The sequence below is a fragment of the Sinomicrobium oceani genome, assembly GCF_900119185.1.
GTDB lineage: Bacteria > Bacteroidota > Bacteroidia > Flavobacteriales > Flavobacteriaceae > Sinomicrobium > Sinomicrobium oceani.
Genome location: NZ_FPJE01000003.1, coordinates 62279 through 86398, shown reverse-complemented (window position 1 = coordinate 86398; position 24120 = coordinate 62279). Strand labels below are relative to the sequence as shown.

The 24120-nt window shown below is 47.7% G+C and carries 15 protein-coding genes; 12 read left to right on the top strand and 3 right to left on the bottom strand.

Annotated elements, in window-relative coordinates; all coding sequences use genetic code 11:
- Nucleotides 1-43: 43 nt before the first annotated feature.
- From BT112_RS03370 to pdxR, 3 genes are all read right to left on the bottom strand, one after another.
- Entirely contained in the window at nucleotides 44-820 is a 777-nt protein-coding gene (locus BT112_RS03370; protein WP_072315961.1) for an NIPSNAP family protein, read from the bottom strand.
- An 88-nt stretch (nucleotides 821-908) separates the two neighbouring features.
- Entirely contained in the window at nucleotides 909-2153 is a 1245-nt protein-coding gene (locus tag BT112_RS03365; RefSeq protein WP_072315960.1) for an MFS transporter, read from the bottom strand.
- Nucleotides 2154-2340: 187 nt separating this feature from the next.
- Nucleotides 2341-3840: a MocR-like pyridoxine biosynthesis transcription factor PdxR gene (gene pdxR, locus BT112_RS03360; RefSeq protein WP_072315959.1), complete on the bottom strand. Its 1500-nt coding sequence runs from the start codon at nucleotides 3838-3840 to the stop codon at nucleotides 2341-2343.
- A 138-nt stretch (nucleotides 3841-3978) separates the two neighbouring features.
- Between pdxR and BT112_RS03355 the strand changes: the two genes are divergently transcribed.
- The 12 genes from BT112_RS03355 to BT112_RS03300 all read left to right on the top strand — a co-directional run bounded on the left by BT112_RS03355 (nucleotide 3979) and on the right by BT112_RS03300 (nucleotide 24068).
- On the top strand, nucleotides 3979-4860 hold the full coding sequence (locus BT112_RS03355; RefSeq protein ID WP_072315958.1) for an aminotransferase class IV: 882 nt from the start codon (nucleotides 3979-3981) through the stop codon (nucleotides 4858-4860).
- 11 nt (nucleotides 4861-4871) lie between these two features.
- Nucleotides 4872-6449: an N-acyl-D-amino-acid deacylase family protein gene (locus BT112_RS03350; RefSeq protein ID WP_072315957.1), complete on the top strand. Its 1578-nt coding sequence runs from the start codon at nucleotides 4872-4874 to the stop codon at nucleotides 6447-6449.
- Nucleotides 6450-7019: 570 nt separating this feature from the next.
- Nucleotides 7020-10031: a SusC/RagA family TonB-linked outer membrane protein gene (locus tag BT112_RS03345; RefSeq protein WP_083564774.1), complete on the top strand. Its 3012-nt coding sequence runs from the start codon at nucleotides 7020-7022 to the stop codon at nucleotides 10029-10031.
- A gap of 26 nt (nucleotides 10032-10057) precedes the next feature.
- Complete coding sequence (locus BT112_RS03340; RefSeq protein WP_083564773.1) at nucleotides 10058-11464, top strand: RagB/SusD family nutrient uptake outer membrane protein; 1407 nt, start codon at nucleotides 10058-10060, stop codon at nucleotides 11462-11464.
- Between the two features lie 100 nt (nucleotides 11465-11564).
- Complete coding sequence (locus BT112_RS03335) at nucleotides 11565-12860, top strand: M20/M25/M40 family metallo-hydrolase (RefSeq protein WP_072315954.1); 1296 nt, start codon at nucleotides 11565-11567, stop codon at nucleotides 12858-12860.
- Nucleotides 12861-12864: 4 nt separating this feature from the next.
- Nucleotides 12865-14508, top strand: coding sequence for a serine hydrolase domain-containing protein (locus BT112_RS03330; RefSeq protein WP_072315953.1), 1644 nt, complete (start codon nucleotides 12865-12867; stop codon nucleotides 14506-14508).
- Nucleotides 14492-15586 (top strand): serine hydrolase domain-containing protein, encoded by a 1095-nt coding sequence (locus tag BT112_RS03325; protein ID WP_175545740.1) that lies wholly within the window; start codon nucleotides 14492-14494, stop codon nucleotides 15584-15586. Before BT112_RS03330 ends, BT112_RS03325 begins: the two co-directional genes overlap by 17 nt.
- A gap of 251 nt (nucleotides 15587-15837) precedes the next feature.
- A complete protein-coding gene (locus BT112_RS03320; RefSeq protein WP_072315951.1) occupies nucleotides 15838-16443 on the top strand; it encodes an RNA polymerase sigma-70 factor in 606 nt (201 codons plus the stop codon).
- A gap of 69 nt (nucleotides 16444-16512) precedes the next feature.
- Nucleotides 16513-17499, top strand: a complete 987-nt coding sequence (locus tag BT112_RS03315; RefSeq protein WP_072315950.1) for a FecR family protein — start codon at nucleotides 16513-16515, stop codon at nucleotides 17497-17499.
- A 130-nt stretch (nucleotides 17500-17629) separates the two neighbouring features.
- Nucleotides 17630-21223, top strand: coding sequence for a SusC/RagA family TonB-linked outer membrane protein (locus BT112_RS03310; RefSeq protein WP_083564770.1), 3594 nt, complete (start codon nucleotides 17630-17632; stop codon nucleotides 21221-21223).
- Nucleotides 21224-21234: 11 nt separating this feature from the next.
- The gene (locus BT112_RS03305) at nucleotides 21235-22809 is read left to right on the top strand and encodes a SusD/RagB family nutrient-binding outer membrane lipoprotein (protein ID WP_072315949.1); all 1575 of its coding nucleotides are present in this window, start codon (nucleotides 21235-21237) and stop codon (nucleotides 22807-22809) included.
- A gap of 20 nt (nucleotides 22810-22829) precedes the next feature.
- Nucleotides 22830-24068, top strand: coding sequence for a BACON domain-containing protein (locus BT112_RS03300; protein WP_072315948.1), 1239 nt, complete (start codon nucleotides 22830-22832; stop codon nucleotides 24066-24068).
- Nucleotides 24069-24120: the final 52 nt, after the last annotated feature.

The following is a 24120-nucleotide window of genomic DNA, read 5'->3' as shown; positions in this document are numbered from 1 at the left end:
CGGGGAGTATTACCAGGCCGGTTATATCAGCTTTGCGTTTACATCAAATATCCGAATACGCCACGGGATAAAGCAGCATGATCTCGGCCCGGGAAACATTGTTCCGGTACTCGGCCTTACCGGAGAGCGACTTCCAGTACGGATCATCACCAAAAGTTTTCCAGTGTTCCTCCCGCGATTGCATATTTTCGAAAGTGGTGAGATACATAAGATTGGGCATTTGGCTCCCGGAAACTACCTCCGCATAAAAAACGGCATTAAAACCCAGTTTGCGGAACAGACCTATTTCATCCCCCTTATTAAACATTCTCACTTTGTTCCGGTATAGTTTTTCCGTAGCGCTTTCATAGCTTCTCAGCTCATAGACACGGTCCTGCATAGAAGATTTCAGTGCGGGCAACCGGTAGTGTCCGTGCCCTGTAAAAGCATCCATCAGGATCACCTCTTTACGGTCGAAAGGCGGACTGTCGTATGCGGCATTGATATAGGCTGCACCTGTTTCCTGGTACTCCTTGTCTTTCGACAGACGGTGTTCCAGATTAAAAAAAGATTTACGGTTTTTAAAAGGAATAAACACATATATGCTCCGCAATATTTTTTCCTCCTGTTTCGGAAAGGGCTTAAATACGCCAACATCGGCTATTCCTGCCCGGTGCAATGCAGGCAGATAAGCATTCTCCAGGTAGCTGTCCAATTGCTTTTCCTGCTCATCCGACGTGTACTCATAGACCGTTAGCTGGTAGAAATCGCGGGCATACGCTCTGAAAAACAGGCCTGAGCAAAGGCTAAAAAATAATACGGTAAGTAAGGATGGTTTCATCTATCGGTTTTTATAATTGAATTTTCCTCCGGAAAGCCGGGGATACGGTTACAAAGATAACTATTACGGGTAAAGATCGGCAGAAAAGCTATCGTCCGGAACCGGGTTCGGGCTCATCCCTGCCTTTCCATAAAAAGCGTGAAAAGGCCAATGCGATCACCAATGCGACTACTCCTTGTAGCAACAGGCTCATCGGGGCACCGATATGTTCGGATACGGTACCGATAAGCAGTCCCCCCAGCGGCATCATGCCAAAAGCGGCCATCGCCTGGTAACTCATTGCCCGACCACGCATTTCGGTTTTGGATTTGGTTTGCACCAGGATGTTGCAGACCGTCGTTTGTGCCATAGCTCCAAAGCCGATAAGCACCCCGAAAAACAGCAATGCATACAGGTTTTTCACCTGGGAGAACAACAACAGAGAGCTCCCCAGAATGATGGTATTTATGGCCAGAATCCTCTTCAGCCGGCTTCCTTCTTTCAGGGAAGCGAGAAAAATAGCTCCGGAAATGGCTCCCAGACCTATAAACCCCATAATATATCCGTACGTCGTGGCATCACCCTGAAAAATAACCTTGGCAAATACCGGGAGAAGCGTGCGGTAAGGCAACACGAAAAGACTAACCAGGGTGAGCATCAGCAAGGGTAGCCCTATTTCGGGGGTTTCATAAAGGTAACGGAATCCGTCTCTGAGTTCTTTACCTACTTTCTGCCGGGGAGGAGGTGTCGGTCTCGGGGGAAGCTTCATCAGCAGGAGGCAGATAATGATTGCGATAAAACTCACCGCGTTGATCAGAAAACAGGTTCCTGCTCCCCATTCGGAAAGAACGATACCCGCCAGGGCGGGGCCCAGCATTTTGGCCAGGTTGGTCAATGACGAATTCAGGGAAAGCGCATTCGGCAGATCTTCGGGTTCGTTGACCATTTCGTGTACCAACGGTTGCCGCGCAGGTACATCAAAAGCATTGATCGTACCCAGTACGGCACTCAATACAAGCAATGCCCATACCGTATCATGCCCCGTATAGGTAACGACAGTAAGTACTACGGCCTGTATCATGGAAAGCAACTGGGTAAGTAATATCAGTTGGTAACGGTCATAACGGTCCGACACGATCCCGCCCAGTGCCGAAAAGAGAAAAGAAGGAAACTGCTCTGCAAATAAGGTCAGCCCCAACATAAACGGAGAATGTGTTATACTGTAAACCACCCAGATCACAGCGGTCCGTTGCATCCACATTCCCATCCGGGAAATCGACTGCCCGGTAAAGAACAGCGCATAATTACGATTGCGGAAAGCCCTGAATGTAGTACTCCGAAAACGAGAAGACATGCATTTTTCTGTTTGCAAAGAAAAGGTTGGTCAAAATTCCGGAATGGGTAACGATTACACCTCCCCCGCGTACTCCTTTACGGCAAAAATTCCGGAAGAGCATAAAGTCGTACCATAAGATCCGGTTGATGTTATCAATACTGCAAAGATACGTATATCTGCCGGAACACCCGGTACTACATAGCAGTCATTCCGCTTTTACAACGGCAGGATATGCAGTATATAACTGGTACATCAATTCCAGCTTTTGTTTGATAACCGGAGTACTCACCGAGGAAAACCCCATGATCAGTCCGTTTTTTTTAGGTTCCCTGGAAAAATACTTGCTATACGGAAAAGTAATGATCCCGTTATCTGCGAGGTAATCGGAAAATAATACATCATCGATCGTTTCCGGTAATTGTACAATCAGGTGCAAGCCACCACTGACCGGAAGAATTTTAAGAACACCACCGAAGAGCTTATCAAAAGCGGTCGTAAAAAACTCCCTCCGTTCCCTGGAGATCTGCAAAACACTCCGAAGATGCCTGCTGAAGTAATTGCGTTCTATGAAATCGGACATCACTTTCTGTACCTCCGGTGAAACAAAACGAAGAGACTGTTCGTATAACGCCTTGATATCTTCGATGAGATAAGAAGGCACAATAATATACCCGAGACGTATAGAAGGATGCAGGAGCTTGTTGAAAGTTCCCTGGTAAATTACCCTTTCGTTTTTATCCAGGCCGAAGATAGACGTAATGGGGTTGTCCCAGTTACTGAATTCATGATCGTAGTCGTCTTCGATAATCAGGCAGTTCCGGGCATTGGCATACTCCAGGAGTTCGAGCCGGCGCTGCAGGCTCATCTGCACTCCCGAAGGGTATTGGTTGGACGGGGTCGTATAGATCAGTTTCGGATTTTTGACCTTTTTCCGGGCATCCGAAATATCCAGTCCCTGCTCGTCGATTTCCAGAGCGGTCATTCGCGATTTCAGGCTCCTGAAAATTGCTATGGCATTGGCATAGGTAGGGTTTTCTACGATAACTTCATCCCCGGGATCAATGAGGAGTTCCCCGAGTATGGATAGGGAATGTAACGAGCCCGTAACAATAACCACCTGTTCGTAATGGCACTGTATATTGCGGTATATCTTGAGGTAATTGACAATACTCTTTCGTAACGAATCCAGTCCGAGACTCGACTTATAGGAGAGGTCCGAATATTTCACCCCTTTCCAGTAATTATTGGTAAGCTGCTGCCACTGCCCCACCGGGAAGATATCGAGCGGAGGTAATCCCGGACGAAATGCAAGGCCAGGCTGATGCATACGATTCATCAGGTTCAGATGCTTCCGGAAACGACGGGCCTTTTCCGAAACCGACGGGTATTCCGTAGGCTTATCGTAAGTCTTCAGGCTGTATTTGATCTTTTTCTGCTGGAAGTCATTGACAAAATATCCCGATCCCTGGACCGATGTTATATAATTTTCCAGGCACAGAATGTCATAAGCCTTGACCACCGTGCTTCTGGACACCCCGAGGTCTTGGGACAGCAACCGGGTGGGTGGCAACCGGGTATTGTATTCCAGCTTTTTTTTAATGATAGCTTTTTTGATGGCGTTATACAGCTCCAGGTACAGACTTTCGCCAGCCTGACCCGAACCAAAACCATGAGCCATGAGAATACCGTTGAGCTTATTACTCATAATTGATCTGTTGAGAAATGGAAAATTGGTATGCTAAAAGTAGAAAAATAACATTTACTTTCATCGGGAATTTGGATCCATATCGAGAATTTTTTCGAATACGAAACCTTTTCTCACAAAAAGCAACACCAACAGGATATGTCTACAAAAAAAATACACTACCCCAAAAATATACTATTAAATGACCACATCATACCATACGAATCGGCATACATCCCTGTTTTTGACAGGGGGTTCCTTTTTGGAGACGGCATTTACGAAGTTATGGTCAGAGAAAAGCACGGTGTGTTTTTTCAGTCTGCTCACCTGGATCGGTTACAGGAAAACCTACACAAAATTGGTTTGCAATATAACATCTCTAAAATAGAGAAACAAATTCCCGAACTGCTGCTCCGGAACGACCTTCAATCGGAAACCGCACTGATCTACATTCAGGTGACCCGAGGTGTGGCACCACGAAAACACGCCTATCCGGACAATCCTTCCCCCACCCTTTTTATGTATGCCGTACCATATACTATTACACCGGTAAATACAAGCAATATAACTGCTGTGGTAGTCCCCGATTACCGATGGCAGCGTTGCGATATCAAGACCACATCTCTCATGGGGAACACTATGGCCAATGAAGCCGCGCATCTCCGGAATGCGGATGAAGCTGTTTTTGTAAGGGACGGACGGATTACGGAAGGATCACACTGCAATATATTTTTTGTAAGGGACGGTATGGTCTACACCCACCCTGCCGACACTCATATTCTCAATGGTATCACCCGAAAAATCGTGATCGCCCTCTGCCGGCAACACCGGATCCCCGTAAAGGAAACGGCATGGGAAGCCATAGCACTGGAACAGGCGGACGAAGCTTTCCTGAGCGGAACTACGGTACAGATCGCATCTATCGCCCGGCTCGGGGAACACACCTACTACGAAGGCGACAACTGCGGCCCGGTGACCCGGACCCTGCAGCAAGCCTTTGCCGACCTCAAAAAGACCGACACTACACAACAAAAACTTTAAATACAGCTACGATGAAAACCAGTTTACAAAAACTTACTGCAATAGTAGTCCTGATATGCATAACATCATGCAGTACTTCCGAGGCCTATGATATCCTCATCCTCAACGGTATGGTATATGACGGTACGGGTTCCGATCCGATGGCAGCGGACATTGCTGTAAAAGGGAACCTCATCGTAAAAATAGGCGATCTGAAGCATGCCAAGGCCGGCAGGGTTATCGATGCCCGCGGGCTTGCCGTTGCACCGGGATTTATCGACCTTCATGCTCATATTGAGCCTATTATGGAACTATCGGAATGCGAAAGCCATGTCAGACAGGGAGTAACCACCGCCCTCGGAGGTCCGGACGGCAACTCTCCTTATCCTCTTGCTGCTTACATGGACAGTCTTCAAACCATCGGAATCGGAATGAATGTGGGTTACCTCGTAGGCCACAATACCATCAGGAAAAACATTATGCAACTCGATAATAGGAGCCCCACTCCCGAAGAACTCGAAGCCATGAAGATCCAGGTAGACGCTGCGATGAAAGACGGGGCCTTCGGAATATCCACAGGACTCAAATACCTGCCCGGAACGTTCTCGGAAATCGATGAAGTCATCGCGCTATCCGAAGTAGCTTCTGCTTACGGAGGTATCTACACCTCTCACCTGCGCGAGGAAGGTCTCGGACTCTTCGGGGCTGTCCGGGAAGCCATTGAAATTTCGGAGCAGGCTGATATTCCGGTTATTCTTACCCATCACAAGGTCATAGGTAAACCCATGTGGGGCAAAAGCGAACGTACCCTTGCCATGGTGGATTCTGCCAGGGCAGCCGGACTGGATATCAAGATCGACCAGTACCCCTACACGGCCAGCTACACAGGTATATCCGTGCTTATCCCGGGATGGGCACGGGCAGGGGGACAGCAGGCCTTTGAAAAAAGAATTGAAGATCCCGTATGGAGAGACCGTATCAAAAAAGAGATCGTATTCAATATACAAAACGATCGCGGAGGCGATGACCTGGACCGGATACAGTTTGCCAAAGTCGCCTGGCGTCCCGAACTGGAAGGAAAAACATTAAAATACTGGTGTGTTGAAAGCGATCTCCCTCCCACCCCGGAAAATGGTGCGGAGCTGGTGATCCAGGCTCAGAAAAACGGGGGAGCTTCCTGTGTTTTTCATGCAATGGATGAAAAAGACGTGAAACGTATCATGCGGCATCCGCAAACCATGATTGCTTCCGACGGAAGATTGGTCCGTCCGGGAATGGGGCATCCCCACCCCAGATGGTATGGTACCTTCCCCCGTGTTCTGGGCCACTATGTAAGAGAAGAAAAAACACTCTCACTACAGGAAGCCATCCGGAAAATGACACAACTACCCGCCCAGACCATGCAACTGAAGGACAGGGGTACACTCAAAGAAGGGATGAAACCGGATATCGTTGTTTTCCATCCCGAAACTATTTCAGACAAAGGAACCTTTGCCAATCCTCACCAATACCCGGAAGGGGTGATATACGTCCTGGTTAATGGTACCATAACCGTAGATAACGGAATATTTAATCATAAAAAGGCAGGAGTTGTCTTGAAAAGAAGCTGAATTAGTAACCGTTTTTACTCCTGCTCACAATACCTTCATTTTTTTGGAGGTATTTTTTTTTGAAGCTTCTCGGAAATGACCAATAATTGGTCTGCGCATAGACATTACCAAATTCTTAATTTGAAATATCCAAAATTCAAAACAAATCAAATTTACCCCTTTATAATTATGAAATCAAAAACCTCCTAAAAACACGTAAAAAACTGTTAAACAATAAACTACAACAAAATTAAAACGTTTATCTTTATTTTTTAAAGTTTTACTGACAAAGTCTTCTCATTTTATATTGGACTGCCAAAGGACAGGAAATTGGTATGCCACGTCTCCTGTCATTTTTTCTATCTTCCCCATATGTTTATGAAAGGGCTCTCCATATACATTCCTGTGATTCGCGTAAAATAAAGTTCGGACAGAACCCGAAAGTACACGCGACACAAACTGATTTATGACAGATTAATGATGATTTTCCTTCCGGAAAAGGAAACTCCTGATACAGGTGTGACTTCCCCGGGCCGGATTTATACATCCTTAACCTGATGAAAATAAAAGCTTCCTAAACTCTCTAACATTATGATTCAAAACAAACTATTACAGGTGATGACATTTTTCCTTTGCGGAATTATGTACTCGCAAAACTCCATTACCGGGACGGTATCGGACGATTCCGGGCCATTACTCGGAGTCTCTGTACAGGTAAAGGGTTCTTCAAAAGGTACAACCACTGATTTTGACGGAAAATACACCATCATCGCCTCTCCCGATGATATTCTCGTTTTTTCCTATATGGGTATGAAATCTTCGGAAGTAACGGTAGGTAACCGTACCACACTGCATGTCGAACTCGAGGCAGATGCTTCCCAGCTCAGTGAAGTCATCGTAGTCGGATACGGTTCGCAGAGTGAAGAAGAACTCACGGGGTCTGTCGCCACGATAAAAAGTGAAGCTCTTGAAATGCTGCCCTCCTCCAGCTTTCAGAATGCCATGCAGGGAGCTTCTCCCGGTCTGCAGGTCGTTACCAGCGACGGGGCACCCGGAGCAGCGATATCGGTAAGGGTCAGAGGTATCGGATCTATCAATGCCTCCAACGATCCGCTGTATGTCATAGACGGTATTCCGGTAACTTCCGGAAGTGTTTCACAAACCGATTTCGGCAATGACGGAAGCAGCTCCAATGTTCTGGCTTCCATAAACCCGAATGATATCGAAAGTCTTGTCGTTCTTAAAGATGCGGCTTCCACTGCCATTTACGGTTCCAGGGGAGCTAACGGGGTTGTGCTGATCACCACTAAAAGCGGTAAGGCCGGAAAAGCAAAGATCAGCTTAAAATCCAAACTCGGCTTTTCTTCCGAAGCCTATAACAACCTCCTGAAACCCCTGAATACCACACAATACAGGCAACTTTTTATGGAAGGATATGCCAATGCCGGAACCCTGACTACCGATGAGGCCGCAGCACAGTTTGCCACGCTTTTTCCCGTAAACCCTGATACCGGCGATTATTATGATGTCAACTGGTATGACGAGATCACCCGCACGGGCATTACCCAGGAATACGATCTGAGTGCAAACGGCGGTAGTGAAAACATTACATACTTTGTTTCCGGGAATTATTTTAACCAGGATGGTATCGTAGAAGAGAATATGTTCCGGAGGTACTCACTCCGTGCGAATATAGACGTAAAACTCACGGAAAGACTACAGCTCACCAACAATATGTCGTTATCCAAATTCCACCAGCGCGGCATTACGGACGGTACCCGTTGGCAGGCCCCTTTTTATCTTGCCCTGTTATTACCTCCTACCATACCTGTGTATGACGAGAACGGTGATTTCTATGGCGAACATACCGATATTATGGCAGGAAACAACCCTATGGGACACCTCAGGGAAGATCGCAGGGAACTGGATCAGTCACGTATTCTCGACAACCTCACCATCAGCTATAAGATCCTGGATAACCTCACCTTTAAATCCGCATGGAGTTTTGATATCCTGAATATCAGCGAATATATCTTTTCAAATGCAAGGTACGGGGACGGAAGAAATGTAGGTGGTATTGCCGAAGAAGCACGGACAACCGAGTACAACTGGCTCGGAACACAATCGCTTAACTATCACACTACCTTCAACGAGGTACATAGCCTCAACGTGTTTGCTGCTTACGAAGCACAGGCCGTGGAAACCTCGATCGTAAGTGCCGAGGGCGAAGGCTTTTCGCATCCGGAACTCAAATACCTGGACAATGCAGCCAATCCGACTTCGGTAGGCAGCAGCAGGATAGAATACTCTTTTAACTCCTATTTCGGACGGATCAACTATGATTATGACAAAAAATATTTTCTCTCCGGCTCCATACGCCGGGATGGCTCTTCCCGGTTCGGACCGGACCGCAGATGGGGTACCTTCTGGTCTGTAGGAGGCGGGTACACCATATCCAAGGAAAACTTCATGAGTGACGCTAAATTTGTCAACAACCTGAAATTGAGGACCAGTTACGGTACTTCCGGGAATGCCGGAATAGGAAATTACAACTGGGCCGGGCTATGGGGCTTTAACAGAGCTTATGACGGTCAGGCCGCAGCAGCCCCTTCGCAGGTGGCAAATGCATTACTGACCTGGGAATCCCAGAACACTTTCAATGCAGGTATAGACTTCACTTTGTTTGATTATGTCCTCTCCGGTTCCGTAGAGTACTTCAATAAGGTATCATCTGACCTTCTGCTCGACAGACCACTTTCGCTGACCACAGGTTTCGAATCGGTTACGGAAAATATAGGCGACATGAAAAACAGCGGATGGGAAATTGCACTGCATGCCAATATCGTAAACACAGAAAATTTCGGACTTTCCCTCGGAGGAAATATTACCTTCTTGAACAATGAGATCACATACCTCCCTTCCCCGATTACCGATGGCACCAAAAGGCTCGAAGAAGGCCGTGACATTCAGGAATATTTCCTCTATGGCTGGGCAGGAGTAGATCCTGCCAACGGAGATCCGCTATGGTACACCGATGGTACAAAAACTACCACGACCAACAATGTAAACGATGCCATACGGTATTACGATGGAAAATCGGCCACCCCTGATTTCTACGGAGGGTTTAACCTCAGTGCGCACTATAAGAACATCTCCCTGAACGCCATGTTCAATTACCAATTCGGGAATTATCTCTATGACGCTCCCGGCTGGGTTATCCACAGCGATGGCAGGTATAACCCGAGAAGTACTTCTGCCTATGCCTTCGAGAACAGGTGGACCACTCCCGGGCAGGAAGCATTATTCCCGCAGTTCCGATGGGGTGGCAATCAGTCGTCCAACACCCAATATTCCGATCGCTACCTCTTTGAAGGAGATTATATCCGGCTGAAATCGCTGACCCTGAACTATGACTTTACTTCCGAAATACTCGAAAAGATGCAGTTGAGCAGCCTTAGGGTCTATATCGACATGGCCAATTTCTGGACCTGGGTAAAAGACAAGTCCCTTTACTTCGATCCGGAACAGACCATTAACGGCGTGTACAACACCATTACACCCATCAACAAAACCGTCAGTGTGGGACTAAACATAGGATTTTAAACAACTAACGATTCTAAAAAAATATTATGAAGCTAACTAAACAAATATTGATAGGTGCGGGATTGATGTTGTCCCTGTCATGCGGCAGTGATTTTTTAGATCGCGAACCTCAGCAAAACATTACGGATACGGAATACCTGAAATCCCTTAAGGACTTTCAGTCAGCTATTTTCGGTGGGTACGACCAGATGCAGAGCTCCAACTGGTATGGAAGATATTTTCTGCTGGTACCCGATGTCATGGGTGAGGACGTAAAGCAGAATGCCAGCGCCAACCGGGCCAAGGAATGGGCCGAATACAACGGTACATTCACCAATTTTATTCCGGAAGACGTCTGGAAAACCATTTACGAGGGCATCAATATTGCCAATACTATGATCAATGCGGAATACGAACCCCTGGAAAGCAACAAAACCGAATTTAACAATATCCTCGGACAGGCGTACATGTTACGCGCCGTAGGGCATTTCGATCTCGTACGCCTGTATGCACAACACTATACATATACTGCCGATGCTTCCCATCTCGGGGTGCCTGTAGTTACTGCCTACGATCCTATGGCCCTGCCCTCGAGAAATACGGTAGCGGAAGTCTATACCCAGGTATTGTCCGATCTCATTACTGCGGAAGACCTCATGACCATAGATCCTTCCAATGCCGGCTATTTCTCCAAAGAAGCAGCACAGGCCATGTTATCCAGGGTTTATCTCTATATGGAAGACTATGAAAATGCAGAAGCCAAAGCCACGGATGTCATCGACAGCCAGAAATACGAACTGGCTACCGCAGCAGCTTATCCCTCCATGTTTCTCGAAGGAAATTCTTCGGAAGCCATCGTAGAAATGGTGTACAGCATTACGGACAATCCCGGCTCCGATCATCTCGGAGGTATGTATAAAGCCACCGGGTACGGAGATTACCTGCCTGCAAAAGATCTGCTGGATATGATGGATGACAATGATGTCCGCAAAACCATGTTTATGTCCGATCCCAAACTTAGCGGGGTATATTGCTGTTTGCGGGTTAACAAATATCCGAGTTCGGGTTCACAGATAGGTACGGATAACATTCCTGTTATCCGCCTTTCCGAAGTGTACCTCAACCGTGCCGAGGCGCGGGCCAGAATGAACGATTTTATCGGTGCACGATCCGATCTGCAGCTCATCAGACAACGTGCCAATCCCGATGCAGTACCCCTCACCCTTACCGGAGATGCTCTTACCGAAGAGATCCTGAAGGAAAGACGAAGAGAACTCTGTTTCGAAGGGCACCGTATCTTTGACATTACCAGGAACAAACAGGATATGGTACGCGAAGATTGTACCTCCACCATATGTGAAGTCACCTATCCCAACGACCGGTTTATCCTGCCTATACCCGACGGAGAAACCAACGCGAATGACAACATAGATCAGAATCCGGATTACTACTAATGAACACTATAGGATGAGGGAAGTAAAATCTTCCCTTTCCTTAAATTATGGCTATATTTAAATGGTCCGATCCGCTTACACTAACACTAAAATTTTAAACATGAAGACTATGACACTGTATCTGGGTGCTTTTTTTATCGCTTTTTCTTTAAATATCCATGCCCAGCATACCCCGGACATACAAAAAAAATATACCCGGGAGATTACCAAACTCGGTAAGGACAAGGCTTTGAAAAAGGCTTTTACCGTCATCGATGAACAGGATGACGAAACCATGGAAGATCTGGTGGAACTCACGGAGATACTCGCACCTCCCTTTAAAGAAACCGAAAGAGGAAAACGCTTTGCTTCCATGCTCGAAGAGGCAGGTATAGACAGTATCTGGACCGATAAAGCGGGGAATGTTCTCGGACTTCGTAAAGGCACGGCGGGAATCCCGGGGTATGTCGGACTTGAAGCTCATCTCGACGTGGTCTTCCCCGAAGGTACCGATGTCACCGTGAAAAAATCGGGAGATACACTCAAAGCACCGGGCATAGGTGATGATACCCGTGGGCTCTCCATGGTGATCAGCGTCCTGAAAGCCATGAACAAAACCGGTATCAGAACAGAAAAAGACGTCCTTTTCGTAGGTTCTGTGGGTGAAGAAGGACTCGGAGATCTGCGGGGCATGAAATATATCTTCAACGAATCCGGACTGAACGTTGACTCCTGGATTGCTATCGATGGCGGGGATCTCGGGCGAATTAGCTATGCCGGACTCGGCTCCAGACGCTACAAACTTGTTATATCCGGTAAAGGAGGGCATTCGTGGGGGAGTTTCGGGCTGGCCAATCCGCACCATGCCCTCGGAAAAGTTATTGATGTTTTTGCTACCGATGCCCAATCCTATACTTCGGGGGATATTTCCAAAACCAGCTTTAACATAGGCCGCATAGGCGGCGGAACATCGATAAACTCCATCCCTTTCGAATCCTGGATGGAAGTAGACATGCGTGCACTGGACCCCCGTAACCTTCAGGAAATCGAAGACATATTCAAAACATCGGTAGAAAAGGCGATCACCGCATATAACCGGAGTGGCATTCGAGACCAGGTTACGTATGAGCTTATCCGCATCGGGGACAGACCTTCGGGAGAACTCTCCCCCGAATTGCCATTGATACAACGTGCCCTTGCAGCTACTTCCTTTTTTGGTAAAACACCACAACCCGGACGGGGATCTACCAATATCAATATCCCTGTCGCTCTCGGTATTCCGGCCGTTTGCATCGGTCGTGGCGGAAAAGGCGGTGGGGCCCATTCCCTCGACGAATGGTACCTTAACGAGAACGGTCCGGAAGCCATAAAACTCGCCTTACTGATCACCCTGGCCCAGGCCGGTCTCAAAAAATAATAGGATGTACAACTTTCGAGCCCTGCTGTATATGATTTTTTTACTGCTTTTCACCTCAGCAGTACAGGCACAACTCAGCGAAACACAATACGCGAAAATAGACAGCCTTTTCCGCTCCTGGAATGCTCCCGGGCATCCCGGTGGCAGTATAGCCGTGATGCAGGGAGACAAAACGGTATTCTCCGGGGCCTATGGCCTGGCCAGCCTCGAATATCCTGTGCCCAACAACCCGGAGATGCGCTATAATATAGCTTCCGTTTCCAAACAGTTCAGTGGTCTGGGTATCGTAGTGCTTCACCTGCAGCACAAATTATCCTTGGATGCCCCCATATCCCGTTATATCGACGATTTGCCCGGGTTTGGTAACAGGATTACCATCCGGCAGATGCTTCATCATACCAGCGGACTCCGGAGCCTGCATGCCCTTTTTGCTCTGGCCGGATGGCGGGATGATGACCTTCGTACCAATGCCGACCTGGACCGGATCATGACCGCACAACAGGATCTCAATTTCCAGCCCGGATCGGAATACCTGTATTGTAATACCGGTTATATGTTCCTGGCCAATATTATTGAGAACGTCACCGGACAGGATTTTACCACTTTTATGCAAAATGAAATCTTTGAACCATTGGGGATGACAGCAACTTATGTAGAAGCTCGGTACAACCGCGTGGTCCCGGATAACGCCACCTCCTATGATGCTACGGACAACGGTTTTGTCAGGGCTGTGGAATACTGGGGCTATGTGGGTTCGGGGAATATCCATACCACAACGGCTGACATGCTGAAATACCTGAAAAACTATTATGATCCTCGGCCCGGGTGGGAAAAAGCCTTTGATATGATGCGGACTCTGGACCCGTTGACAGACGGCAGTTTTAACCGCTATGCCTTTGGTGTTAATATCGATACGCTCTACGGACAGCAGCGTATTTCGCACGGAGGTTCTATCGGTGGGTTTCGTTCTCACGCCGCCGTCTTTCCCCTAAAAAAAACATCGATCGTCGTACTGACCAATTTCTCCTCATCTTCTCCCGCCTCCCTATCGGATGAGATCGCAACGGTTATATTCGGAAAAAACGACCAGGAACCTCCTGTCCGTACCATCAAACTACCGGAACGCTATATACAGAACCTTATCGGGGATTACTGGGATGACAAAACCTACGAGCAACGCCGGGTAAGTGCGCGGGGCGATACCCTGCTGCTCCATAACGGCAGAAAAATATCCGGATATCTTCCGGCAGCCAAAGATTCTTTTGTCCCTGTCCAACCGGCTACAGCAGAAAAACTGTCTTTTAAGGGCCATACCTTGACCCTCTACCCCACTGCCGGGAGCCCCCCCGTACAATTTGAAAAATTTGTAAAAACCCCGCCTACTCCGGCCCTCCTGAACAGTTATACGGGGACCTATTACAGTCCCGAACTGGAAACGCTCTATACCCTGCATTACAAAGACGGGAAACTCTTTGCCTACCATATCCGGCACGGAAAAATAGTATTGACCCCGGTAAAGGAAGACAGACTACAGGGAGATTACCCGATGCGGAATATTAAATTCAAACGAAACCAAAACAATGAAATTACAGGACTATATGCCAGTAATGGCAGGGCGAGAAACGTCTGGTTTGAAAAAACGGACTGATGTGCTGACACCATATATGTTAGGTATATTTCTTTTGCTCCTGACCGGATGTCCCATAACACGTCTCCGGGCCCAGGTATTCCCGGACAGGATATGGCACCGGGCATCTGAAGAAGAAAGCAAAAGATGGGAACGTAAAAAAACAGATGCCTTCCGGGAATATCTGACGGACAGTACCAAAATAACCGGACTGATGATCGTACACCGGGGGAAAGTCGTTTTCGAATTCGGCGATGTGGAAGAAGTAAGTTACATTGCCTCGTGCCGGAAAAGCGTGCTATCCATGCTCTATGGCCGCTATGTGGAGAACGGCACCATCCGGCTCGATAAAACAGTAAAGGAACTGGAGATCGACGATGTCGAAGGCATTCTCCCCATAGAGCAGACAGCCACCGTAAAGGATATCATCTCGGCAAGATCCGGTATATTCCATCCCGAAGGCTACCCGGGAGGCATGCAGGAATACGCCCCGGAACGAGGTAGTGTAAAACCGGGTACCTACTGGCTCTACAGTAACTGGGATTTTAATGTAGCCGGCTATATCTTCGAAAAAGAAACCGGCACAAACATTTATGACGAAGTAGAGCGGCAGCTCGCCGATCCCTTACACATGCAGGACTGGGACCGTTCCCTGCAACACAAAGAAGGGAATACGGCGATTTCCAGGTACCTCGCCTATCCTATGTGGTTTTCTACACGAGACATGGCCCGCCTCGGACTGCTCATGCTGAATAAAGGAACATGGAAAGACACCAGGGTCATCAGCGAATCCTGGGTGGATGAAATGCTCGCCGAACGGACCGCTTATACGGAACTCAACCATAACGTACCCAATTTCCGCAATTCGGGCATCAATTTCGGTTACGGCTATATGTGGTGGTTGTGGCAGGATGTAAGAGACAAAAGATATGAAGGTGCTTATTCCGCCAAAGGGGCTATGGGGCAGAACATCACCGTTTACCCTGCCATAGAAACCGTTCTCGCCTTTAAGACAAAAGCGGCCTACGGACGAAGAAACACTTCGGAAGTAAGGTTGCGTATTGTGCAGAAAGTTGCCAAACTATATGATATGCCCTGAAATCTGCCTCCGGGTTACCCCTTGTGCCGGACCATGCGTTTTGCCCCCCGTACCCGGTCTCCTGAGTTTCATCCGCTCCGGTAATCTTCATTTAGCTGTATCCGGTAAGAACATTCCTGTAAACCTGTATAAACAACATTTCTATTACGGTAATTTAACCGTCCGGTAACAACGGGATATTTCCTAAAAAGTAACTTGCTCCCTTCTAAGAACCAAAGCTTTTCAGTCTCACTGAAGTTCAAACTACGAGGATGGAGCAAGATAAATTGTTAGTAGAGCGTATACGGAACAACGATCAGCATGCTCTTGAACAACTGTTCCGGAAATACTATTATCCGCTTTGCCAGTTTGCCGGGTCGTTTGTAAAAAGTCCGGATATCGCCGAAGAAGTTGTCTCTGACGTGTTTTTTAATATATGGCAGAACCGGAATGTACTCGATATCCGTAACAACCTGAAGTCTTACCTCTTCATTGCAATCAAGAATCAATCGCTCAATGTACTGAAGAAAAACAGGATCTCGTTCTTCGACATGGAAATATCCGAATCCCAACAAAAGGTTTCGGGTTTAACTGCAGAATCCGCTCTCGACTATGCCGAAGTGGAAAAACGTATAGAGACCATTATCGAAGAACTTCCCCCGCAACGCAGGATCATCTTTAAACTCAACCGTCTCGAAGGCTTCAAATACAAAGAAATTGCCGATATTCTTCAGATTTCCGTCAATACCGTTCAAAAACAGATGATCGAAGCGATCCGGTATATCTCGCAATACGAATCGCAATTCTTTGTATCTCTTGTTTTCGGTGCTTTTACGCTCTCCTCTGTTCTGACCCGACTACACTTAATAATCCCTTAACCATTTGTTAACGAACCCGGATGGCAGGTCCGGTCCTTTTTTATGGTCTTAGAAATAAAGGCCGTATCTATGGACAACCATATTTTTTATGAACTCGCTGCCAAGGTGCTTACCGGGGAGGCATCGGAAACCGAAAACAGGAGGCTTCAAAAATACCTCGAACATACCGAATATCGCAAAACCTATCAATGGCTGCAACAGGAGTGGCAGAAAGAATTCCGGCAACACTCTGATGAATTCAGTCTGGACCGGGGTCTTTATCTACTCCGGAAAAAGATAAAGACATCAGAACAGACAATCCGAAAAGCCCCGCGCCTCCATCATATAACCCTGCTGCGTATCGCCGCTGCCGTGATCCTTTTTCTCGGAATAAGCTACGCAATTTACCATACCGGACAAAACAAAAATATTCCGCCATCCGAATATCTGGCCATAAGCAGTACTGCCGGCGAAAGAAAACAGATCACGCTGCCAGATGGCTCCGTAGCCTATCTCAATGCACAGGCCACGCTACGCTATCCGGAAACATTTGACCGTGATAAACGCCGGGTGGAACTTCACGGGAAAGCATTTTTCGAGGTCCGGAGAAATCCGGAACAACCTTTTGTCGTGTATAGCGGGGATTTCGAAACTACGGTGCTCGGTACCACCTTTGAGGTGTGTTACAAAGATACTACCCATATCAATGTCACTGTGGCCACCGGAAAAGTCCGGGTAGCACACCGCACTACCGGCGAACGTGTGATCCTTACCCGGAACGACCATGCCGCATTTGACGCCGCAAAGCAAAAATTCACCACTTCGGAAGTCCATGCGGAACATCTGACCGACTGGCACCGGAACATTTTACACTTTGACGAGATTACGGTGAAACAAGCTTTTGCCCTGATAGAAAAATGGTACGGCATAAAAATAAACTGTACATCCGAAGCTATTCTGACTCAAAAAATAAGAGCATCCTATCACAACGAATCCCTGGAAAATGTCCTGCAGAGTTTGCAGTTCATGACAGGTTTCGAATACCGGCAGAACAACGATACCATAACCATCAAATAAATTGTGTATGTAAAAATCAGAAGCTAAAAATAAAGACTGAAAAAACCGGAACTGGTGACGACAGTTCCGGTTTTGAGAAGTTTGAATTTTCGAAAATTCAGTTTACTAAAAATAATTAAACAACTAAATTATGAAATTAAGTTTACGCGAGAAAGAGAAATCTTATCTCCTCAGGTTTTCCCACATACTTTTGCTGGGGATGCTTTTTCTGAGCTTCTCTGCAAGCCGTGTTTACGCCCAGGGCGGCATGGACAAAAAGTTAACCATCAAGGTACAGCATGTAACCCTGGACCAGCTTTTTAAACAACTGGAACAAAAATCAGGCTACCAGTTCCGGTACTCGGATGATATCCTGAAAGACAGGAGATCGTTTTCCTATGAATTTACAGACACGGGACTTACCGATATTCTCGACCGGATCAGTAAAGATGCCGGACTTACTTATGTGGCCGGCAATACCTCGATAACCCTGAAAACGGTAGAGCGGAAAAACATCCGCGGAACCGTCACCGACAAAGACGGGGTACCGCTTATAGGAGCCACTGTTATTCTTCAAGGGACTTCCACAGGTACTACGGTAGATTTTGACGGAAATTTCCGGCTCAACGCTATCCCCTCCAACGGAACACTCCTCTTTTCCTTTATGGGAATGAAGACTCTCGAAGTTCCCGTTGCCGGACAAACCGATATGCAGGTTACCCTCGAGGAAGAGAATGTAGCCATGGATGAAGTTGTCGTCACCGCGCTCAATATCACCCGGGAGGAAAAATCCCTGGGTTATGCGGTGGGTAAGGTAGAAGGTGAAGAACTCACCAAATCGGTTACCGGGAACTGGCTCAACAATATGTCCGGGAAAGTACCCGGGCTCTTCTTCGCTCAGGCCGGTACCGGACCCAGCGCTTCCATCCGGGCTACCCTGAGAGGCGATCAATCCCTCAATTACGGGCAAAACACCGCACTTTTCGTAGTCGATGGTATCCCGATATCTTCCGGAATGACCGCTACCCGGAGTGTAAGTAATTATGCCCAGGAAGATGCGCCGGTAGATTATGGTGACGGAGCCAGTGACCTCAACCCCGAAGATATCGAATCGGTATCTGTCCTGAAAGGCCCTGCCGCTGCCGCACTCTACGGTTCGAGAGCAGCAGGAGGAGCCATTATTATCACCACCAAATCCGGAAGAAAAACCAAGGGCCTCGGAGTCACGGTAAACTCTTCCATCACATTCGACCGGGCAGGATATTTCCCCGACTTCCAGACACAATACGGAAACGGATCGGATATGGGACAATCCGAATATTCGCTCTGGGAAATCACCTCAGATATGGCTCCCGACGGTATTGCCGTACCCCGCAACTATTCCCGGTATACTTTCGGGGAAAAGTTCGACGCCAGTAAAATGCGCTATCGCTATGCCTCCAAAAACTGGGATACAGGCGATTTCACCAGACTCCCCTGGACCTACCAGAACGACTGGTATACCGGACTTTTCCAGACCGGTATAACCACCAATAACACGGTAACGATCGACGGTAGTAACGGCGAAGGGACCTCCACACGTTTCTCTTTTACGGATTACCGCAACGAATGGATCCTGCCCAATACCGGTTTTGACAAGCAAACGGTATCGCTAACTTTCAATACGAAAGTTCACGATAAAATACGACTGAGTTCCAAAATCAATTACTACAACAAACAGAGCGATAACATGCCCGGTGGTGGCTATGACGAGACCAACCCCATGTATGCCCTGGTATGGGGATTTAATGTGAACAGTATTAACGACTGGAAAAACGAATATTTTCAAAAACGCTTCAATTATGCCAACTGGGCGGCACAGGGACAGAACGGACAAGGGCTGGTATTTCCCTCCGCCGGAACCTACAACCCATACCGTACCCTGTACGAAGCGACCAACACTCAGGACAAAAACCGCGTTTTCGGAAATATTACCATGTCCATCGACCTGTTAAAGAACCTGACACTCGATCTCAGATCGGGACTCGACTGGTCCGGTGATTTCCGTACACAGCGAAAACCGTTTTACACCGCTGGCTACCAGAATGGTTTTTACCGGGAGCAAACGGTTAACCAATACGAGATCAACAGTGATTTTATGCTCCGCTATAACAATACCACCTGGGCAGACGGACGACTGGGATTCTCCGCCATGGCCGGGGGTAATAACAGGGTAGACAAATACCGTAACAGTAAGATCACCCTGAGTCAGCTCGGCGAAGAAGGGATATACCACACCAACAACCTCCCGTCGGGGATCAATCCGGACCCGTATAACTATCACAGCAAAAAGGAAGTTAACAGCTTATACGGTCTGCTTTCCCTGAGCTGGGACGACAGCTATTTCCTCGACATTACAGGACGGAATGACTGGTCGAGTACATTATCCCGAGGCAACTGGTCTTACTTTTACCCTTCGGTCGCAGGAAGTGTACTGCTGGACAACGTACTGGACATACATTCTGCTGCGACCTGGGTAGATATGCTGAAGCTCCGGCTATCCTGGGCCAATGTCGGTAACGATACGTCCCCGTATGCCCTTGATGCCACCTATGGAAACAGCTCGTTCCCGGGAGGATATACCCTGCCCGGTACCATTCCCGATCCGTTGATAAAGCCCGAAAATACCGAAAGCTGGGAGGCCGGTCTGGTCGCCAAACTCTTTAAGAACCGTGTGTCACTCGACCTCGCCGTCTACCGTTCCGCTACCACCAACCAGATCGTATCGGTCAATGTAGACCAGATTACCGGGGCGACGGGAAGAAAAATAAACGCCGGAGAAATATCCAATAAAGGTATCGAGATAGCAGCTACATTCGTTCCGGTACGCAGTCCGAATTTCGAATGGTCTTTTGACCTCGCCTGGTCCAAAAATATAAACAAACTGGTAAGCCTGCAGGATGGCTGGGACCCGGATGAGCCTTACCAGGCCGACCTCGGTACGACTATCGGAAACCGTACGTATATCTACTCTTATGTAGGAGAAGAAATGAATGTAATCTACGGAAGAGGGTTTCAGCGGGCTCCGGAAGGAGCTTTCTATATCGATGATAATGGAAACCAGGTAGATGCTTCCGGCATGCATATTGTCAATGCCGACGGATATCCGTTGTTGGATGAATCCCCGGACAGAAAAATAGGAAATGTCAATCCCGACTGGCGCGCGGGTATGACCCAGCGTTTCCGTTACAAAAACTTTTCACTGGCCGCCACATTTGCCGGACAATGGGGAGGTAATGCATTTTCTGTGACCAACTTTGCCCTTTCCTACCAGGGAAAACTCAAAAATTCTCTCGAGGGACGGTACGACGGACTTGTACACCAGGGTGTCAATATTGTACAGAACACGGACGGTACCGTGAGCTACCAGGAAAACAAAACAGTAACCAGCAGTATACAAACATATTACAACACCTATATCTGGAACCGTAATAATACCGAAATGAATACATTCGACACCTCTTTCCTGAAACTTCGGGAAATACGCCTGGATTACGATATTCCGCAGTCCGTCTGTCGAAAACTGGGCTTTCTGCAAAGGGCCAGTGTAGGAATGTATGCTACCAACCTCTTTGTGCTCAGCAAATTTCCACAGTATGACCCCGAAACGGGAATGCTCAACGGATCTAATATTCACATGGGAATAGAATCCATGTCCTTTCCGCTCACCAGGTCATACGGGCTTAATGTAAAACTTTCTTTCTAATCATTAGGGATATGAACAGTATAAACAAAATATGGATTTTCGGACTCACGGCCATGCTCACCCTGGGCTGTACTTCCGATTTCGAAGAAACCAATACCAACCCGAACAATACCTCCGTAGGCGATATCAAAGCCAGTGGGATGTTCGAACCGCTGTTGTACAACGGTGCCAATGCGTGGTTGAATTATACATGGTTCTGGAATGACGAGCTCATCCAGTTTACCGCCTTTACCGGGGGAACTACCCGACAGGAACACCGTTATTTTATCAGTGACGGAAACTGGCAAAGCGTCTGGAACATGTACGCCCGTTATGCCAATAACGCCGTGCACATGAAAGACCTGAGTATTTCCCAGGAAGACCATGCGCTCCACGCTATTGCCCTTACCCTCAAGGTACTCTACCTGTCCAATCTTACGGATATGTACGGAGATATCCCCTATTCGGAGGCATTTACGGCAAGAGAAGCCGGCGGAACCACCAAACCGAAATTCGACTCCCAGAAAGAAGTCTATGAACAAATGTTTGCCGACCTGGAGGCTGCCAACGATATCTATGCCACCGATCCGCAGTTCCTGAAACCGGAACTCGATGGTATGTATAACGGGTCCATGGAAAAATGGCGGAAATTTAACAATTCGGTATACCTCCGTTTACTGTGCAGGGTAAGCGGTAGAAGTGAAATGGGTAGTGGTGCCAAAATGAGCGAGATACTCAGTTCACCGTCCCGTTATCCCATATTCACCTCCAATGACGATAATGCTACGGTACTATTTTCCGGAAGTGATCCGTACCTGAACCAGTTTGCCATTACACCGGAATCGGATTTTACGACCTCCGGCCGTAAACTCACCAGGCAACTGATAGGTATGACGGTGGTCTCCGCTGCAAGCGGGCAACAGCTTTACGAAGATCCGCGCCTGGCTGTGATAGGAAAGAAGAACCTCAATAAAGAAGCCAATCCGGATGGTCTGTGGAAAGGTACCGTGGCCGGATGTACCGAAGAAGAACAAAGTTCCGTAGATCGCGGCGCCGCATTTCTGAATGCTGCGGTATTCTGCCGTGCAAATGCTCCCGGATGGTTTATGGACTATGCAGAGGTACAGTTTATCCTGGCAGAGGCCGCTTTAAAAGGATACATTTCAGGAGGAGAAACTGCTGCAAGATCATATTATACCAATGCTGTGACCGCTTCCCTCGAAAAATGGGCGCCTTTCGGCCAGTACAGTGAAACGCCCGTACAGATTTCCCCGAACGACATCACCGTTTTTCTCGATTCTCCATTAGCTTCATGGGACCTTTCGGAGAATAAGGAAGAACTCATTGCCAACCAGAAATACCTGGCCCTGTTCTGGGTAGGTATGGAAGCTTATCACGAATACCGGCGTACCGGATATCCGGTATTGACCATAGGCAGAGGTACGGTTTATAACAATTATATCCTGCCCACCCGGTTTGCATATCCTACCACGACCATGGCTACCAACGGTGAAAATGCCAAAATAGCCCTGGAACGCATGGGAGGAGAAAACAATATGAGAACCCCGGTATGGTGGAGTAAACAAGCTATCGAAGAAGGAAAATAACGCAGACAAAACAAAACAGCATGAATACATTTCATCTTTTCAATATAGTTAAAACAGGGATAAAACATCTCCCGGCTATCCTGTTTTTCCCCCTTATCCTGATATCGTGCCATAACGATGATGATGGCCTTTCAGGAGATCCGTATTTCCTTATCGAAGGGAACCCGACAGGACTGAACACGGGAACGACAGCATATACCGGTAGTTATACGGTCCGTTCCAACCGCCCCTGGCAGATTGTACCTCAGGAGGAAATTGACTGGATAAAGGTCTTTCCCACCGAGGGAAAAGACGACGGTATCTTTAAAATGACCGTTTCGGAAAACCTGACAACTTCCATGCGAATAGCCAACTTCGCATTTATGGTCAACGGAGAAGAGCAACCGGTACTTTTCCGGGTAGAGCAGGAAGAAAATGTTCCCTTTTTAACCATCGAAGGGGCCGAAGAGGGCATTTCCGTACCGGCTGCAGGCGGAGAAGTAAGTCTCCGTATAAAATCTACTGTGGCATGGACATACAGCATTGATGATGATAGCTGGCTCACGGAAATCGAGGGCAGTGCGGGAGAAATTCGATTACAGGCCCTCGAAAACAAAGACGAAAGCCGTTCCGCCATAGTTACGGTAAGTTCGGAGGCCTACCCCGAACTCCGACAACAGATCGTCATATCGCAATCGTCCAACGCCATTATACTCGAAGAAAACTTTAACTGGCTCGCTTACGGAAGTGCTATTCCCTATGAAACTTCGGGGGAATCCCGTTACGACAGCGGATGGACACAAGAAGAGCGGGAACGCGGATGGTACAGCACACCAAACGAAGCCGCAGGAAACCAACAGCTCGTCTATGCCCGCCAGGGGTTTGTCAAACTCGGAAAAACAAACTATGGTGGCGACCTCATATCACCGAAACTCAACATCGAAGGGACCGTTAATCTCGAGGTTACTTTCAAAGCAGCAGCCTATATTTCTGCAGGAGGTAATGTCGATGACCGCATCCTGAAAATATCCGTCCTGGGAGCCGGAGATACCGATACCGAACAACTGGTAATCGACAATATCCCCAATGCCAGAGCAGAAGACGATGCCGGAACAGAAAACGATATCTGGGCAAAAGACAGGGCTTATACCTTTATTATCACAGGAGCTACCTCCGATACACAAATCCGTTTTCTGGGAGGCGATTTCGATCTCCGGGGAGTCGGACAAGGCAAGAACAGGATATTTCTGGATGATATTAAAGTTAAAATTATAGACTGATCGTTAGCGAGTCGGGTAGTTGATCCGTTCGTAGTTTATTGGTGATGGGTTA